A 14,568-nucleotide genomic window follows, 5' to 3' on the forward strand; every position below is an offset into this window, starting at 1 on the left:
ACTAAAAAGAATGAACGTAAAAATAATCAACAAATCAAAGCACGAATTGCCGGCTTATGAGACCGGTTCCTCTGCAGGAATGGATCTGCGGGCAAATATTTCTGAATCTGTTTCGTTAAAACCACTGGAGAGAGTTATTATTAAGACCGGTCTATTCATTGAATTGCCGGTTGGATACGAGGCGCAGGTAAGACCCCGAAGCGGTTTGGCTGCCAAAAAAGGCATTACCGTACTTAATTCTCCCGGTACAATAGATGCCGATTATCGTGGTGAAATCGGGGTGATCCTTGTGAACCTGTCGAACGAAGAATTCACAATTCAGGATGGGGAGCGTATTGCACAAATGGTAATTTCCCGGCATGAACATATCACCTGGAAAGAAGTCGATAATCTTGAAGAGACCTCCCGCGGCACAGGCGGCTTTGGAAGCACGGGTGTATAAGTTGGCAGTATTCAGTGCTCAGTTGGCAGGTTAAAACCACCAATAATTAAAAACGAAAACAAACGAATAACAGAGTGGGAATTTTCAATCTCATGTCTCAAATCTAATATCTCAAATCTAAAAAAATGAAAATCATAGTTCCCATGGCGGGTCGCGGGTCGCGATTACGTCCTCATACTTTAACTGTTCCAAAACCTTTAATTCCCATTGCCGGTAAACCAATTGTACACCGTCTTGTAGAAGATATTGCCAAAGTACTCGACGAGAAGATCGACGAGATCGCTTTTATAATCGGCGAAGATTTTGGCGATAAGGTTGAAAAGGATCTTAAAGAAATTGCCCAGACCTTGGGTGCTAAAGGAACGATCTATTATCAGGATAAGCCTCTTGGAACAGGACATGCGATCATGTGCGCAAAGGATTCTTTAGAAGGTCCGGCTGTGATCGCTTACGCCGATACACTTTTTAAGGCCGATTTTACGTTAGATAAAGAAGCCGATGCGGTTATATGGGTAAAACAGGTAGAAAATCCATCAGCCTATGGCGTAGTGAAGTTAAACGAGAAGCGTGAGATCACCGATCTTGTTGAAAAACCTACAGATTATGTTTCAGACCTTGCCGTGATCGGAATATACTATTTCAAAGATGTAGCTGTTCTCAAAAATGAACTGCAGGGAGTGCTGGACAACAACATAATTCGCGGGGGTGAATACCAGATCAACGACGGGATCGAATCCATGAAGCAAAAAGGTGCAAGGTTCGTTCCAGGAAAGGTAGATGAATGGATGGACTGCGGAAATAAACAGGTAACGGTAGAAACGAATACGCGAATGCTGAATTTTCTTCAGGATGACGGAGAAGAACTTGTGGCTTCCAATGTTGACATGGAAAATTCTGAAATCATTGAACCTTGTTTCATCGGGGAGAACGTGGTTCTCAAAAATGCCAAAATAGGACCCAATGTTTCTATTGGGAACGGAACGAAAATTAGTAATTCAACAATAAAGAACAGCCTGATCCAGACCTTTGCAGAAGTCCAAAATGCCGATTTGAACAATGCCATGATTGGGAACTTTGCTAAATTCAATGGTAAGTTTACCGAAATTAGCATTGGTGATTACTCTGTACTGGAATAGATATCGTGGCAGTAAAAATGCATGAAAAAATGTCTTTACATAATCCCATTTTTGACCCTGCTGCCGGTGGGAAGCTTTTCCTATGCCCAGGAGAAACAGAAGCCGGTGGTGGAAATGGCCCAGGATGACCTGGGAAATGTAACAGATGCTTTTCAGGAACATTTTTTTGAAGCTCTTAAGCAAAAGGCGATTGAGAATCATGAGAAGGCTATAGATGCATTAGTGCAAGCCCTCGCATTAAAACCCGATGAGCCTGTAGTTTATCTTGAGCTGGGCAAAAATTATAATGCTCTTGGTCAATATTCCCAGGCTGCAGTGTATCTGGAAAAAGGCCGGAAAGCAGTTCCTAAAAATGAGGGAATTCTGGAAGAACTTTATACCACATATTTTCAAAGTAAGGAATATGATAGAGCTCTACCTGTGGTAAAGGATTTGGCAAGGCTGAATCCTGCTTTTTCCGAAGATCTGGTAAATCTGTATATTCAGAATGAGCAGTACGAGGCAGCACTTGGTTTGCTGGACTCGCTGGATAATACTAAAGGCTCCAGTACCTACAGGGAAAGTCTGCGGCGACAGGTTTATGCCCGCACCAATAATGTGGAGGCACAGATCAGTGATCTGCAGGAGAATATTGAAGACAATCCACAGGATGAGAAAGACTATCTCAACCTGATCTTTGTCTACAGTGAAAACGGGCAGGTGGAGAAGGCTTTTGAGACGGCAAAAGAGCTGTTGGCTATGAATCCCGATTCTGAGCTTGTCCATCTGGCCCTGTACAAGTTCTACATAGCCGGTGATGAAGCTGAAAAAGCAGTAAAATCTATGAATGTCCTGCTCAACAGTGATCAAATTGACGAGGTTACAAAATATCAGGCGCTCAATGATTTTTTAATATATGTCACCGAAAATCCTTCTTTGGAAGAAGATTTGATACAGCTGGTACAGGTATTCTCAGAAAAAGAAAACAATCTCAAGGTTTATAAGCAGTTGGGAACTTTCTTTATCGAAAAGGGAAATAAGGCAGAAGCCTTAAATTATTACAGGACTGCTCTTGAGCATGAAAAAGATGATTTCGGATTATACCGTGATGTAATAAAACTGGAAGCTGAAGCCGCAAATTTTGAAGAGGTAAAACTACTAAGCCAAGAAGGATTAGAGATCTTCCCGACTCAAGCCTGGCTGTTCCTTATGGAAGGCACAGCACACAACGTGCTTAAAGACTTTAAAAAAGCTGAAGAAGCGTTGCTCACCGGCCTGGATTATCTCATTGAGGATCCCGAAAACGAAAAGGAATTTTACAGGCAGTTAGCTGTGACATATAATGGTCTCAATCAAGCCCAGAAAGCTGAAGAGGCTTTAAAAAAAGCTGAAAAAATAAATTAAAACTGAATGACCTACAAACGGATTATCCCCCTGCTTCTCTTAATTCTAATTCTTTTCTCCTCATGTGGTGGGGCAAGAAAAGCTAAAATGGGCACTGTAGCTCCCGAAGATGCTGCTGTTGCGGCCGTAGTTAACCAACACTATGATAATGAGGTTAAATTTGAAACCTTACAGGGGAAGCTTGGGTTGAATTATCAAACTGAAGAAAGAAGCCAGAGTGTAACTGTGAACTTCAGGATGAAAAAGGATGATACTATCTGGATGAGCGGACAACTACTTGGAATTCCGCTGGCGAAGGTAATGATCACTCCTAATTCGGTTCAGTTTTATGAGAAAATTACAAAAACTTACTTCAATGGAGATTTCAGTTTATTGAGCGATTTGTTGGGGACTCCGCTGGATTACCAAAAGGTTCAGAATCTATTGCTGGGGCAAACCATTTACGACCTTAGAGATGAAAGATATAAGTTGACAGAATCTGCCCGGGGTTATCAACTACAGCCTGTTCAGGAGAATTTTCTTAAGCGTATGTTCCTGCTCGACGCGGGAAATTTCAAAGCCGTCGCACAGCAACTGGGGCAGGAGCGTGAAAACAGGAGTGTAACAGTCACTTATCCCGAATATCAAAAGGTGCAGGGACAAATTTTCCCATCGCAAATCCAGATAATTGCCACTGAAGCTGCCGATAATACAAGAATTGACATGAGCTTTAGAAACATTGAATTCAATGTTCCGGTTTCATTTCCTTTTTCAATACCTTCGGGCTACGAAGAAATTAGCATAGAATGAAGATAAAGGTTCTACTACGACTTGCCTTTTTTGCAGGATTTTTATTGTTGAGTCTCCATGGCTTTGCCCAGGAAAATAAGCGGGAGGAGCTCGAACAGCGTAGGCTGGAGTTACAGCAAGAGATCAAGAGGATTAATTCTCTGCGTACTTCAAATCTTCAAAAGCAAAAGTCCATACTTACCGAGGTAGAAGACCTCGACCAGCAAATTCGTACTACAGAAAACCTTATTCGGGTAACAAATCAACAGGCGAATTTACTCACCCGTGAGATCAATACTAATCAAAATAAAATTGGAGAGCTTCGCAAGGAGCTGGAGCAGCTCAAGGAAGACTACAGCAAAATGATCAGCCGGTCTTATAAAAGTAAATCTCAGCAAAGCAGGATCATGTTCCTTCTTTCCTCGGAAAACTTTTTGCAAGCCTATAAAAGACTTCAGTATATGAAGCAGTATGCCAATTACAGGCATCAACAAGGGGAGGAGATAAAGATTCGTACAGGAGAGCTTCAGGAGCTTAATCAAAGTCTGGCAGAACAGAAGAAGGCTAAGGACAAACTTATTGCTGAAAACCGTCAAACCCGGGCACAACTTGATAAGAGCAGAAAACAGCAGCAGGGACTAATTGCCGAAGTTCGTAAGAAGGAGGGTCAGTTTGCCTCGCAGTTGCGTAAAAAGCAGCAGGAAATAAATGCTATTGACCGTGAGATTGAAAGAATAATTGAGGAAGCCATTGCGGCAAACAATAAAGCCGAGGGTTCTACTTCCAGGAGCGTCTTCAAACTAACCCCGGAGGCAAAAGCCCTTGCCGCCGATTTTGAAAAGAATAAAGGACAATTGCCGTGGCCCGTGCGGACCGGAACCGTTGTTTTACGATTTGGAACTCAGCCTCACCCCATTGTGAAAACGGCTACTATGAACAGCAACGGAGTAAGGATCGCTACAGATCCGAATACAAAAGCCAGGGCCGTTTTTGGAGGTACTGTGAGTGAGATCATTGCGGTAAAGGGATCCAGTCTTATGGTCATGGTTAGACATGGTGACTACATTACAATTTATAACCACTTGGAATCTGTTGATGTTCGCAAAGGACAGCAGGTTGCTCTGGGCCAGGATCTTGGGGACATTGCGATAAACAAGACCGACGGGAGAACCACCCTGTACTTCGTGATGTACAAAAACAATCAAAAGTTAAATCCTGAGGAATGGATCTATCAGATGTAATTTTTGAAAGAGTCAAGAATCAAGACATGAGAGCCAAGACTCATAGGAGTGAAGGAAGACTTTACAACACGTTTAGAACATAAAAAAATCCGGTAGGTTCTGTATTTTAGCTCCGGAGAAGCGACATATTTCTGGAAACGGAATCAAAGGAAACCAGGGGCTCCGGAGGAGCGGTATAAAAATTTCTTGAGGTTTAAGATTATAGCCCTACCTAATGTGATTTAATAATCATCTAAGAATTTACAAACAACGCCTTAAGCTCAGTTGCATCAGCCGGCTTCATTTTCCCAGCTAATACAAGACTAAGTTGTTTGCGGCGCAAAGCTGCATCGTAACGTTGCTTTTCCAGTTCAGTTTCGGGTTCCAGGGGAGGAATACTTACAGGAGTTCCAGTCTCATCAACAGCAACGAAAGTATAAATGGCTTCGTTGGCTTTGCTGCGTCGCCCACTCTCACGATCCTCTACCCAAACATCAATATAGATTTCCATTGAAGATTTAAAGGCCCTTGAAACTTTGGCTTCCACGGTTACCACACTTCCCAGAGGTACTGCTTTATTAAAAGCTACATGATTGACCGAGGCGGTAACTACAATTCGGCGGCTGTGCCTACGGGCAGCAATACTGGCTGCGCGATCCATGCGGGCGAGTAGTTCCCCTCCAAAAAGGTTGTTTAAAGGATTGGTTTCGCTTGGGAGAACAAGGTCTGTAAGGGTAGTTTTAGATTCTTCGGGAGTTCTGGCTTGCATTTCTGAATTTTCGGCAAAGGTAAGCCGCTTAGGATTAAAAAAGACTTAAGAGCTTATTAAAAAGTAAGTAGGGGATTATTTATTGGGTAATAATGACTCTAAAGGCTAAGTCATTTAACCTGGAGTACAAAAAAGCAAAGGAATAAAACATTGTTTACAGCCGAAATGAGTTAACCTGAATTTCTTTTACTGCTAATTAATAAAATAAGAAAGGTAAATTGATTTACAGTTTTTCCACAAGTAGCCAGGCTCCGGGATTTGTCTTTTTCACCCTGTAAAGCTCATTTATAGCATCTCTGCGGCTTTCGTGGCTGCTTGATAAAACCTGGTGAAGACCGAATCTGTTTTCACCAATCTGTCTGGCTTTAAAGCCCTGTGCTTTTAATTCCTCAACTGCTTTTGCAGCGTTCTCGGATTCTCTAAAGGCACCTGCAACAATATGGAAATCTCCTGTTTGTTTTGAAACCTTTAATGTAACGGCAGGAAGAGGGTTGTCTATGACAAAAGTAGCTTGCTGGATTTGACTTTCAAGTTTGGAAACAGCTTTTTGTTGTTCAGCAATATTGTGTTCGCTAACCTGATCGGTATAAATATTAAATCCGGCAGCACCGCTAAGTCCGATAGCAAGAAGGCCCACAGCTGCGTACTTCAACCAGCGTCCCGATCTTCTTTCGGGAGTAAAGGCAACCGGAGCTTTTTCTTCCAGTTCTTCAGCCTGTTGTTTGTATACTTCTCTGGAAACAGTAGTTCTTGTAAAGGAACTCAGTCCAAATGCTTCTTTAAGGAAATTTGTTTGTGCAGCAGGTTCAAATTGTAGTTTCTCACCTTCATTCAAGGTAAAAGAACCTACATTTTCAAAACTCACTGTTCTGTTCTTTTCCAGTACAAGCTCGAGTTCGTGAACAAAGTGATTGATCTGTTCAATAGCAGCATCATAAGAAACTTTTTCAGCCTCCATGATGTAGTTCGCCAAAAGACCGTCGTTCTTAACCAATTGACGGTTAAAAGAAACTGTTTTTTTGGGAGGGTAAAACTCCTGAGTCGATTGATGGATGCCTGCCGAATGCTGTTGAGTGATAAAAGCTCCAAATCCCGGAAGGATCACGCATTCGTAACGGTATAATAGATCGTGGATGTAATTTGCTACTGCCATTGAAACAAATGTAGAAATTTTTATTTTCTCAAAAAACAGGCTTTGCATATTTTATTAACAAATTTTTGCTCTATTTTTCAGGCTTTAATTTTGACATGGAAGTTTCTGATTTACAGTTTGTTTTAGCCCTTCAGCACGTCCCGAATCTAGGGGATGCTTCAGCTAAAAAACTTATCCGTCACACGGGTTCTGCCGAGGCAGTTTTCAAGGAAAAAAAATCTGCCTTACTTAAAATAGATGGTATAGGCAGTACAAAGCTCACCGATCTTTTTTCGTCTAAAAATCTTGAAGCTTCCGAAAAGGAGTTGGAGTATATCTTCAAAAATGACATTAAAACATTGTACTTTCAGGATAAAGATTATCCCGAAAAATTAAAACATTGTTTGGATGGTCCAATTCTGCTTTTCCAACGAGGAAACATAGATCTTATCAACAAAAAAATCTTAAGCATTGTCGGCACCCGTAGGGCAACCACACACGGAGTGGCCTTTGTTGAGAAATTCATAGAAGAGCTTGCACCGCTGGACCCTGTAATAGTATCGGGTTTTGCTTATGGAATTGATATTGCTGCACAAAAGGCAGCCATGAAATACAATTTGCAAACAATTGGTTGCCTTGCTCATGGCCTAAACCAGATCTATCCCGGGGTGCATCAAAAATATATTGCAGGAGTAGAAGAAAACGGAGGGTTTCTCACCGATTTTTGGAGTACAGATATTTTTGACCGCAACAATTTTTTAAAACGGAACCGAATAATTGCCGGGCTTAGTGAGGCTACTGTCGTTATAGAAAGTGCCGAAAAAGGAGGTTCCCTGGTAACTGCCGATATTGCAAATTCCTATAACCGGGAAGTTTTTGCAGTGCCCGGTCGTCCTACAGACCTGCAGAGCAAAGGCTGCAACATGCTTATTAAATCCCAGCAGGCTCATGTGTTAACCTCTGCTGCAGATGTTGCCTATATACTTAATTGGTTACCGGATTCTAAATCCAAACCTGTCCAAAAACAGCTTTTTGTAGAGCTTGAGGAGGAGGAAGAGGAGCTTTATGACTATTTAAAAGACAGAGGCAGGGAACAGCTCGATCTCATTGCCCTCAATTGTAGTATTCCCACCTTCAAGGCCGCAAGCCTTTTGCTCAACATGGAACTTAAAGGAGTAGTGCGGCCTTTGCCGGGAAAATTATTTGAAGCAGTCTAATATCCTAACTTCTTTCTAACTCTGTTTAATACCTCATGGGCTACTTTTCGTGCCTTTTCTGCTCCTACCTCAAGTGCCTCTTCAATTTTTTCAGGATTTTCCATATAATAATTGTACTGGGCACGTTCTTTTTCAAAGCGGGTGATCAAGAGCTCGTATAATGCCTGTTTGGCGTGACCATAACCAAAACCGCCTGCTTCATACTTTTGTCGCATCTCCGCAGTTTGCTCTTTGGTAGCTACCAATTTGTAAATATTGAAAACATTATCTGTATCTGGATCCTTTGGGTCCTCCAGGGCAGTACTATCTGTTTGAATACCCATGATCTGCTTTCTAAGCTGCTTGTCGGGCAGGAAGAGGTTGATGATATTGCCTTTAGACTTGCTCATCTTTTCGCCGTCTGTTCCCGGTACATACATAGTTTCTTCAGAAACACGGGCATCGGGCATTACAAATGTTTCTCCCATTTTTGCATGGAAGCGGGAAGCCACATCCCTTGTCATTTCCAGGTGTTGTAATTGATCTTTCCCTACCGGCACAATTTCGGCATCATACAAAAGAATATCTGCAGCCATTAAAATAGGATAGTCGAAAAGCCCTGCATTCACGTCTTCAAGTCTGTCGGCTTTATCTTTAAAAGAATGGGCCAGGGTCAACCTTTGATATGGAAAAAAACAATTGAGGTACCAGGTAAGCTCTGTCACCTGTGCAATATCGCTTTGTCTGTAGAATACCGTTTTGTCAACATCAAGACCAAAAGCCAGCCAGGTTGCTGCCGTAGAGAGTGTATTTTCCCTTAGGATTTTGGGATCTTTTATTTGGGTGAGGGTATGGAGATTTGCTATAAATAAGAATGAATCGTTCTTTGGGTTGTTTGCCATTTCCACGGCTGGAATAATAGCTCCTAAAATGTTTCCAAGGTGAGGAGTACCGGTACTTTGTACTCCCGTAAGTATTCTTGACATTGGCTTTTTGTATTTTTCTACAAAGGTATCTTTTTTAAGGAATACCTTCAATTCAATTCCTTACTTTTGGCCACATGCTCATACTTAGGTCTTTCCTGGTTGTCTTGTGGAGAATATGGTTCTACATCTTGATGGCCATTCCCATAATTGTATTTTTTCCGTTTTTACTGTTGTTTACTTCCCGCACGAAGTTCTATCCGCAATTTTTTATGATCGCCCGCTGGTGGGCCTTGTTTATTCTTTATGGAATGGGATTTTATCCGAAGATCAAACGGGAACAGAAACTGGTAAAAGGTGAGAGCTACATGCTTGTAGCCAATCATACGTCGATGACCGATATTATGCTCATGCTTGCGGTTGTGAAGAGTCCCTTTGTTTTTGTCGGAAAAAAAGAGCTGGTTAAAATTCCCCTTTTTGGATACTTTTATAAACGCACCTGTATTTTAGTTGACCGCGGAAATCAAAGAAGCCGGAAAGAAGTTTTTGATAGCGCTCAACGCAGACTAAACAATGGTACCAGTATTTGCATTTTTCCTGAAGGTGGCGTGCCCGCAGATACGTCGCTCCTTCTCGATACTTTCAAAGACGGAGCTTTTAGATTAGCCATTGCGCATCAAATCCCTATTGTACCTCTGGTATTCTATGATAATAAAAAGCGGTTTCCATATATTTTCACAAAAGGAAGTCCCGGAAGAATGAGAGTGAAAATCAAAGAATTTTTACCTACACAAGGCCTGGGGCAAGAGAATAAAAAGGAAATCAGAGAAAAGACCTGGAATATTATCCAACAGGAATTATTAGATGATCAACGGGCTTAAAATTTGAAACTAAACCCGGTATACACTCCAAAAAAGTAGGGTTGCACGTCTCCCGTGGGTCTATCAAAGGTATTAATTTGATACTTTAAAATAGGCTCCAGATTGAGTTTAAATTTTTCTGAAAGATTATAATCCAGTCCAAGCCCAAGGTTTGCACTAAAACTCACATCATTGAGGTTTTCAGCCTTTCCTGCTGCAGAAATGTTCCCGGTGTTAAGGGTAACTTCATTTTCATCCAGGAAAAGTGTACTTCCCCCTCCAATAAGATTTAGTTCGAGCTTCTTCTCTACAATATTAATTTCAAATTCTACCGGAACTTCAATATATCCCATCTTCTGGTTTAAATTCCCCTGAGTAATTACTCCTGAAGGAGTACGGTTTGTGCTACTTCGGGTCCTGCCATCCACACCGCCTGTGACCATTTTCACATCGGTGTCATTAACTCTAACCAAAGAAGCATTTCTCACAGAATAAATTCCTGTAGCCGTCCGGTAGCCCAGGCCGCTGGAACTGTAGCTAAGGTCCACCCGGCTTATTCCAGATCTTATTTTTACCTTTTCGCTAATGTTCATGGCCAGTCTCACCCCATAAGAATAAGTGACTTCTGCCTCGCGGCTGTCATTGTAACCCACGTCAAGAGGATTTGCTTTTCCCATTTTCCCATAATAAATAGGTGTAGCGTGAGTGGAGACCTCAAAATTACTTTTGCGTTCGCTGCTTGCGATCTCTATATCTTCGGAAGGTTTAAGAGCATCGAAGATCGAAGGCTTAAGCTCTTCAGGAATGGAATTCTTTTTTTCTTGCTGAAGCGGAACCTCTGCTACCGGGACAGGGGTGTCAAAAATAGCATTTCTCACAGCCATTTTTGAAGCAGCTTCTTCAGTGTTTCTTTGGTCTTTTCCGGAAGTATTTAGAGCAATTACAGGAGTTGAATTTAAGTCAGATTCTTCCTGCGAGTTGTCATAATCAACAATAGCCCTCGTTGCTCCTGAAGGAGCCATAATTTCCTGAGAACCAGCCGGGGAAATGGACGGCGAGGTAGGAAGGAGGGTTGTTTCTTCTATTTCTTCGTTCGCTACCGCTGCAGAAGGAGGCACAGGAAGGATCCAGTCTCCCAACATAAGGATAAAAGCCAGTAGTGCAGCAACACCCGCATACCTGTACCAGAGAGGAACAGCTGCCCGCCGCTTTTGCTTTTCCTGAAGCCTGGCTTCTAAAGATTTCCAAACAGCCTCGCGCGGTGCCGCTTCAAAATCCCGAAACTTCTCCTGATAGAGCCGGTCTATGTATTTCTTTTCCTTCATTATTATACAGAGCGGGCGGCGGTTTTAAAAAGGCTGGTTTCTATTTTTTCTTTCAGGATCACCCTGGCCCTTGCCAGGTTTGATTTTGAGGTTCCGGTTGAAATATTCAGCATATCGGCAATTTCTTTATGAGAAAATCCGTCGAGTACGTACAGGTTAAAAACCTGCCTGTACCTGTCGGGCAACTGTTGTATGATCTCGAGTAAATAATCGACAGAAACTTCATCTTCTTCTACTTCAATTTCGGGCTCTTTATGGTAATCATCTTTAATGATTTCAAAAACTGTTTGTTTACGGTATTTTTGAAGGGCAGTGTTGATTACGATCCTTTTCATCCATCCTTCAAAGGAACCTTTGTTTTTATATTGAGACATATTTTTAAAGATCATCAAAAATGCGTCCTGGAGGTTGTCTTCTGCCTGTTGATAACTGGAAGAATACTTAAGGCAAACAGGGAACAATTTATGCGCAAACATCTTGTAAAGCTGCTCCTGCGCCTTAATGTCCTGCTTCTTGCATTTTCGTATGAGTTGTTTGATGCTCAATATCCCAATCTTTAAGTGCTGTTGAAAAATGGCAGCATAGCGGCCGCTCTTTTATGGCTCTCCTTTGGTCGCACAGGGCCAGGAGGAAACCTAAATATAGGAATTTCAGCTGGTTCTGCAACACAAATTAAAACCGGCAGGCGGCTAATTGAACTTCTTAAATGTCGTGGGGGGGGAGATTTCTTAAAAAAGGAAGAGCGGGAATCGTGAGAGGTTCCCGGTCTTCCGGAGGAATTAGCCTTTAAAATTTCCCTCTTTATTATGCCGTTTTCACAGTAGGGGTCGCAGTCATTAGTCTCTGGTCGATCTTTCATAACGGCAATGGCAAATTGGGGTCTGTATTACAGAGATGCAGAAAAGTGCAAATGGTTGCGCCCGAAAAAGAAAAAATCCCGAAAATTTCGGGATTTTAAGTGTTTTTTATGCTTTTGCGACTTTCATCGCCGCCACAATTTTTGTTTCAAGCTCCTCCATAAGATCTGGATTGTCCTTCAACAAAATTTTCACCGCATCACGGCCCTGGCCAAGTTTGGTGTCTTCATAGCTAAACCATGAACCACTCTTTTTAATGATCTCGTAATCCACACCTATGTCGATGATCTCTCCAATCTTAGAAACCCCTTCCCCATACATGATGTCAAATTCGGCAGTTTTGAAGGGGGGAGCAACTTTGTTCTTTACAACTTTCACTCTGGTCTTGTTCCCCTGAACTTCGCTATTGCTGTCCTTGATCTGGGTTGATCTTCTAATGTCCAGACGAATGGAAGCATAGAATTTCAAGGCGTTACCACCTGTAGTAGTTTCAGGATTTCCAAACATAACCCCGATCTTCTCTCTCAACTGGTTGATGAAAATAACGGTACAGTGGGTTTTGCTAATGGAAGCAGTTAACTTCCGAAGTGCCTGAGACATAAGACGGGCGTGTAATCCCATTTTTGAATCCCCCATCTCACCTTCGATCTCTGATTTTGGTGTTAAAGCAGCAACAGAATCAATTACGATAATGTCAATAGCTCCTGAACGGATCAGGTTATCGGTAATTTCAAGTGCCTGCTCCCCGTTGTCGGGCTGTGAAATGATCAGGTTTTCAAGATCGATTCCGAGTTTTTCAGCATAAAAACGATCAAAGGCATGTTCTGCATCAATAAATGCAGCAATTCCTCCTGCTTTTTGTGCCTCGGCAATAGCGTGTAAGGTAAGGGTGGTTTTACCTGAAGATTCAGGTCCATATATTTCGATAACTCTACCGCGGGGATATCCTCCAACTCCAAGTGCAAGATCAAGACCTAAAGATCCACTCGGGATCACGTCAACATCAAGGACACTCTGGTCACTCATCTTCATTACTGTCCCTTTTCCATAGGTTTTATCCATCTTGTCAAGGGTGAGCTTTAGGGCTTTTAACTTTGCTTCTTTTTCTTTCTCGTTACTCATCTAATTCGGCTTCTTTTATATGATATTGCTGCTAAAATACTATAAGTTTTTAATAGTGCATAAAATTAATACGCAACCTTTTCTGCTTTTGTGCATCTATTAGGTAAACCAACTATTAACTGTATATGAAATTTTTAAAACGGAATATTATTCTAAGTATTTCCGGCAGTTCTGCAGTAGTTAATCTTAGCTGCACCTGCCGAATGGACGGTGGCTAACGTTATTCTTATTTTTAGTTGAAGAATTAAAAGTATTAATAACGAATTAGCCGTTCGAAAAAAATGCCCCGATATCACATCCGGGCATTTTTTCATTTAAAGCCTTATCTTTGCGCAAAATTCTTTAACCTTAAATCATTGGTATAGCATGCAACTGTACAATAAATTAAGCGCTAAAGAAAGGGAATCTCTACTTGAGGAGGCCGGGGAAGACCGGCTTACGCTCTCTTTCTATCAGTATGCAAAAATTGGAAATCCAGAACTTTTCCGAAATCATCTTTTTATCGCCTGGGACGAAATGGAAGTCCTCGGAAGGATCTACGTGGCTCACGAAGGTATCAACGCTCAACTTTCTGTTCCCGCCAAAAACTTCGGAAAATTCAAAGAATTCCTTGACGGAATTTATTTCCTCGAGAACGTTCGGCTTAACATCGCCATTGAACACGATATAAAATCTTTCCTGAAGCTGAAGGTAAAAGTTCGCGATAAGATCCTTGCCGACGGTCTTAATGATGAGACATTTGATGTGACCAACAAAGGGGTACACGTGGATGCAAAATCATTTAATGAACTTTTGGACGATCCAAATACCATCCTGGTAGATATGCGTAATCACTACGAGAGTGAAATTGGGCACTTTAAAGGGGCAATGACACCCGATGTTGATACGTTTAGAGACAGTCTTGATCTTATTGAAGAAGATATTAAAGATCACAAGGAAGATAAGAACCTCGTCATGTACTGTACCGGCGGAATTCGCTGTGAAAAAGCCAGCGCCTATTACAAGCACAAAGGTTTTCAAAAGGTTTATCAACTTGAGGGAGGGATCATTGAATATGCACGCCAGGTACAAAACCTGAACCTTGAGAATAAATTCCTCGGGAAAAATTTCGTTTTTGATCATCGCCGGGGGGAACGCATAAGTGAAGATGTGATTTCAAATTGTCACCAGTGTGGAAAACCCTGTGATGTACACGTTAATTGTGCCAACGAGGCTTGTCACCTGTTGTTCATCCAGTGTGAAGATTGTTCGGAGCAAATGAACACCTGCTGTTCAGCCGAATGTAAGGACATTGCAGCACTGCCTTATGAAGAGCAGAAAGCCTTGAGAAAAGGCAAGGGAAACAGCAACAAGATCTTTAAAAAAGGGCGTTCTGAGGTTCTTAAATTTAAGAACTGACAATTAGTTCCTCAAGAACACGTTCCATAAATAATGG

The 14,568-nt window shown here is 41.8% G+C and carries 14 protein-coding genes; 8 read left to right on the top strand and 6 right to left on the bottom strand.

All coding sequences use genetic code 11. The features are described from left to right. Nucleotides 1-10 precede the first annotated feature (10 nt). From dut to LA313_RS06725, 5 genes are all read left to right on the top strand, one after another. Nucleotides 11-442 carry a dUTP diphosphatase gene (gene dut, locus LA313_RS06705; protein ID WP_228913907.1) on the top strand — a complete coding sequence of 144 codons (432 nt, stop codon included), beginning with the start codon at nucleotides 11-13 and terminating at the stop codon, nucleotides 440-442. Nucleotides 443-567: 125 nt separating this feature from the next. Further along, nucleotides 568-1,578, top strand: a complete 1,011-nt coding sequence (locus tag LA313_RS06710; protein WP_228913908.1) for a sugar phosphate nucleotidyltransferase — start codon at nucleotides 568-570, stop codon at nucleotides 1,576-1,578. Between the two features lie 21 nt (nucleotides 1,579-1,599). Then, a complete protein-coding gene (locus LA313_RS06715) occupies nucleotides 1,600-2,961 on the top strand; it encodes a tetratricopeptide repeat protein (RefSeq protein ID WP_228913909.1) in 1,362 nt (453 codons plus the stop codon). 6 nt (nucleotides 2,962-2,967) lie between these two features. Further along, nucleotides 2,968-3,750: a DUF4292 domain-containing protein gene (locus LA313_RS06720; RefSeq protein ID WP_228913910.1), complete on the top strand. Its 783-nt coding sequence runs from the start codon at nucleotides 2,968-2,970 to the stop codon at nucleotides 3,748-3,750. Beyond that, on the top strand, nucleotides 3,747-4,970 hold the full coding sequence (locus LA313_RS06725) for a murein hydrolase activator EnvC family protein (RefSeq protein ID WP_228913911.1): 1,224 nt from the start codon (nucleotides 3,747-3,749) through the stop codon (nucleotides 4,968-4,970). The genes LA313_RS06720 and LA313_RS06725 overlap by 4 nt, the downstream gene beginning before the upstream one ends. Before the next feature lie 232 nt (nucleotides 4,971-5,202). On the opposite strand, the gene LA313_RS06730 is transcribed toward LA313_RS06725, so the two are convergent. Together LA313_RS06730 and LA313_RS06735 are read right to left on the bottom strand one after the other, a co-directional pair. After that, entirely contained in the window at nucleotides 5,203-5,718 is a 516-nt protein-coding gene (locus tag LA313_RS06730) for an acyl-CoA thioesterase (protein WP_228913912.1), read from the bottom strand. Nucleotides 5,719-5,941: 223 nt separating this feature from the next. Then, nucleotides 5,942-6,871 (bottom strand): HU domain-containing protein, encoded by a 930-nt coding sequence (locus LA313_RS06735; RefSeq protein ID WP_228913913.1) that lies wholly within the window; start codon nucleotides 6,869-6,871, stop codon nucleotides 5,942-5,944. 95 nt (nucleotides 6,872-6,966) lie between these two features. Between LA313_RS06735 and dprA the strand changes: the two genes are divergently transcribed. Beyond that, nucleotides 6,967-8,067 carry a DNA-processing protein DprA gene (gene dprA / locus LA313_RS06740; protein WP_228913914.1) on the top strand — a complete coding sequence of 367 codons (1,101 nt, stop codon included), beginning with the start codon at nucleotides 6,967-6,969 and terminating at the stop codon, nucleotides 8,065-8,067. Here dprA and trpS read toward each other — a convergent pair. Continuing rightward, entirely contained in the window at nucleotides 8,064-9,032 is a 969-nt protein-coding gene (trpS, locus tag LA313_RS06745; protein ID WP_228913915.1) for a tryptophan--tRNA ligase, read from the bottom strand. The genes dprA and trpS overlap by 4 nt on opposite strands. Before the next feature lie 74 nt (nucleotides 9,033-9,106). Between trpS and LA313_RS06750 the strand changes: the two genes are divergently transcribed. After that, nucleotides 9,107-9,850 carry a lysophospholipid acyltransferase family protein gene (locus LA313_RS06750; protein WP_228913916.1) on the top strand — a complete coding sequence of 248 codons (744 nt, stop codon included), beginning with the start codon at nucleotides 9,107-9,109 and terminating at the stop codon, nucleotides 9,848-9,850. Here the strand turns inward: LA313_RS06750 and LA313_RS06755 are convergent. The 3 genes from LA313_RS06755 to recA all read right to left on the bottom strand — a co-directional run bounded on the left by LA313_RS06755 (nucleotide 9,847) and on the right by recA (nucleotide 13,133). Then, entirely contained in the window at nucleotides 9,847-11,154 is a 1,308-nt protein-coding gene (locus LA313_RS06755) for a hypothetical protein (RefSeq protein WP_228913917.1), read from the bottom strand. The genes LA313_RS06750 and LA313_RS06755 overlap by 4 nt on opposite strands. A gap of 2 nt (nucleotides 11,155-11,156) precedes the next feature. Continuing rightward, nucleotides 11,157-11,699 (bottom strand): RNA polymerase sigma factor, encoded by a 543-nt coding sequence (locus LA313_RS06760; protein WP_228913918.1) that lies wholly within the window; start codon nucleotides 11,697-11,699, stop codon nucleotides 11,157-11,159. A gap of 420 nt (nucleotides 11,700-12,119) precedes the next feature. Next, nucleotides 12,120-13,133, bottom strand: coding sequence for a recombinase RecA (gene recA / locus LA313_RS06765; protein WP_228913919.1), 1,014 nt, complete (start codon nucleotides 13,131-13,133; stop codon nucleotides 12,120-12,122). Between the two features lie 366 nt (nucleotides 13,134-13,499). On the opposite strand from recA, the gene trhO reads away from it, so the two are divergent. Then, the gene (trhO, locus tag LA313_RS06770) at nucleotides 13,500-14,531 is read left to right on the top strand and encodes an oxygen-dependent tRNA uridine(34) hydroxylase TrhO (RefSeq protein WP_228913920.1); all 1,032 of its coding nucleotides are present in this window, start codon (nucleotides 13,500-13,502) and stop codon (nucleotides 14,529-14,531) included. Nucleotides 14,532-14,568 lie beyond the last annotated feature (37 nt).

The organism is Salinimicrobium sediminilitoris (assembly GCF_020866905.1).
GTDB classification, from domain to species: Bacteria; Bacteroidota; Bacteroidia; order Flavobacteriales; family Flavobacteriaceae; genus Salinimicrobium; species Salinimicrobium sediminilitoris.

Bases quoted from the DNA above. Each gene is read 5' to 3' on its own strand.
- dut (WP_228913907.1), top strand. From the start codon at position 11: ATGAACGTAAAAATAATCAACAAATCAAAGCACGAATTGCCGGCTTAT.
- LA313_RS06710 (WP_228913908.1), top strand. From the start codon at position 568: ATGAAAATCATAGTTCCCATGGCGGGTCGCGGGTCGCGATTACGTCCT.
- LA313_RS06715 (WP_228913909.1), top strand. From the start codon at position 1,600: ATGAAAAAATGTCTTTACATAATCCCATTTTTGACCCTGCTGCCGGTG.
- LA313_RS06720 (WP_228913910.1), top strand. From the start codon at position 2,968: ATGACCTACAAACGGATTATCCCCCTGCTTCTCTTAATTCTAATTCTT.
- LA313_RS06725 (WP_228913911.1), top strand. From the start codon at position 3,747: ATGAAGATAAAGGTTCTACTACGACTTGCCTTTTTTGCAGGATTTTTA.
- LA313_RS06730 (WP_228913912.1), bottom strand. From the start codon at position 5,718: ATGCAAGCCAGAACTCCCGAAGAATCTAAAACTACCCTTACAGACCTT.
- LA313_RS06735 (WP_228913913.1), bottom strand. From the start codon at position 6,871: ATGGCAGTAGCAAATTACATCCACGATCTATTATACCGTTACGAATGC.
- dprA (WP_228913914.1), top strand. From the start codon at position 6,967: ATGGAAGTTTCTGATTTACAGTTTGTTTTAGCCCTTCAGCACGTCCCG.
- trpS (WP_228913915.1), bottom strand. From the start codon at position 9,032: ATGTCAAGAATACTTACGGGAGTACAAAGTACCGGTACTCCTCACCTT.
- LA313_RS06750 (WP_228913916.1), top strand. From the start codon at position 9,107: ATGCTCATACTTAGGTCTTTCCTGGTTGTCTTGTGGAGAATATGGTTC.
- LA313_RS06755 (WP_228913917.1), bottom strand. From the start codon at position 11,154: ATGAAGGAAAAGAAATACATAGACCGGCTCTATCAGGAGAAGTTTCGG.
- recA (WP_228913919.1), bottom strand. From the start codon at position 13,133: ATGAGTAACGAGAAAGAAAAAGAAGCAAAGTTAAAAGCCCTAAAGCTC.
- trhO (WP_228913920.1), top strand. From the start codon at position 13,500: ATGCAACTGTACAATAAATTAAGCGCTAAAGAAAGGGAATCTCTACTT.